Source organism: uncultured Campylobacter sp. (assembly GCF_938017705.1).
GTDB lineage: Bacteria > Campylobacterota > Campylobacteria > Campylobacterales > Campylobacteraceae > Campylobacter_B.
This window is the reverse complement of sequence record NZ_CALIIS010000233.1, coordinates 1-2,159: the sequence shown is the minus strand read 5'-3', so window position 1 is coordinate 2,159 and position 2,159 is coordinate 1. Positions and strand designations below refer to the sequence as shown.

The 2,159-nt window shown below is 34.0% G+C and carries 1 protein-coding gene; it reads left to right on the top strand.

Annotated elements, in window-relative coordinates:
* The first annotated feature begins 441 nt into the window (after nt 1-441).
* Nucleotides 442-1,608 carry a Fic family protein gene (locus Q0605_RS10735; RefSeq protein ID WP_298706858.1) on the top strand — a complete coding sequence of 389 codons (1,167 nt, stop codon included), beginning with the start codon at nt 442-444 and terminating at the stop codon, nt 1,606-1,608.
* Nucleotides 1,609-2,159 lie beyond the last annotated feature (551 nt).

Genomic DNA, 2,159 nt, shown 5'->3' with positions numbered 1-2,159 from the left:
TGAAGAGCGATCATTAAATTTAAGCGCTCGGCATGGAATTTACGCGGCTAGCTAGCGGCGAGGAATTTTAAATCTCGCGCTTTAAATTTAAGGTGCGAGTCGGTTCTAGATTAAAATTTTAAATTTAGAAATGCGGGCGTTAAATTTAAATTCGCTTCGAGTTGGAAAAAGGCACATTTGCTTGCGGAGCTGATCCAGATAAGGTTCTTTAGCCCAAATTTAAAGTAACTAAAGGAAATTTTAAAAAGGATAGGAAGATGGATGAGTTTATAACTAGATGCGAAACGTTTAAAGCCTATTTTGGGTTTAATCTGTTTTAAAATATGTATTTTTTTTTGGGAAGTATTACATAGACATAATCGGAAGTAGTGTAATTTTATATTTTATAGAACAATGTGCTATAATCGATTTTTGATAATATTAAAAAGGAAGTATTGAAAAATGAAAGAAGAAGTAAGCAGCGGCAATATCACTATACCAGAACCTTCTTTTGGAAGTGATTTAACAAATATTATTTTAGACCTAGAAAAGTTAAGAACCAAGCAGCTTGGTGGCGATGTACCCCCGTATATATTTTTTCAACTCAAAAATATTTTTCAAATTTTAGAAACATTAGGATCGGCTAGAATTGAAGGAAACAATACAACACTATCTGAATATGTTGAAAAACTTATAGATCCAAATTTGACAGATGAAAGTGACGATGAGATAAAAAGCTTAGAAAATGCCATAGCTTTTATAGAAGACAATACGGATGCAAAAACTGTATTTGACCGTGCCTATATTTCAGAAATTCATAAAATTATTACAAAAGGCTTAACGCCGCCGCCAAAGGGCGAAGGATCTAAATATCCAGGAGAATTAAGACGGCACGACGTAAGCATAAAAAAATCAGGGCATACGCCACCAAAACATTTTTTATTGCCTAATTATTTTAATAAATTTATAGAGTTCATCAATAAAAAACACAAGGAGCAGTATCAGCTTTTAATGGTTGCTATTGCACATCATAGATTTGAATTTATCCATCCGTTTGACAATGGGAACGGTAGAATGGGAAGACTTTTGAATTATGCTTTTTTAATAAAGCTTGGGTTTAAAGTAAAAGAAGGAAGACTTATCAACCCATCTTCAGTTTTTTATACAGATAGAGATCAATATTATAATATGCTTTCACGCGCAGATAGTCTTAAGGCTGATGACTTACTAGCTTGGTGTGAATATTTTTTAATAGGATTAAAAAATGAGATTGAAAAAATAGATCATCTTTTAAAAAAAGAGTATGTGCAAACAAATATACTCCTACCTATGCTTAAAATAGCGCTTGAGAGAAAACATATAACAAAACAAGAGTTTGATATATTAGTTTATATTGTTAAAAAAGATAATATGAGAATGAAGGCTGAGGAACTTGATAAATTCGGTATACATAAATCAAAGGAAAAATCAAACATTATGGCAAAACTAAAAGATAAAAAGATGATTATGCCTATAAGAGACGGCGGAAGGATTTATACGGTATATTTTGTTAATAGCTACCTCCTACGTAGCATCATGCAGGTATTAAAAGATAATGGCTTTGTATCTGATTTTTTAAACAATAACTAAGACGGATAGAGAAAAGAAATAAAATAGCCAATAAGGTGCCATACCTCCGTTATATTTATGGAATTAGCCATTTTTATTGCTCTTGGCGAGCGAGCTTCTATACATATCGGCGGCGTAATTTTATGGCAGCCGCGGCAAAAGCAGTCATTTTATAGATACGATTTTATGTATTCTGCCAGATTAGCGCGATCTATACGCAGATCTCAGAGAAGGATATGCGCTAGTTGATAGGAGTTTGCCCTGCCATTGACCTGGCTTCTAGTGGTGCGATATACAAGCGCTCAAATCGATTGCGGGTATGGAATTTTGAAGGACGCAGGGGCGCGCGATAAAATTAAGGAAAGCAAAACCAAATCGATGCCGTACTGGCTTAAATGAAGTGAAAAGATACGCGATAAAATTCCAAGCTGCAATTAAAATTCCACGCGAAAATCTTCGACACGATATGATGAAACCATTTTAAACGCCAAATCCTTAATCAAAATTCTACGTAAGAAGCTTCTACGCAGAGATCAAATTTGCGCGGCTATTTCGAGTTTTCTTTAGCAATA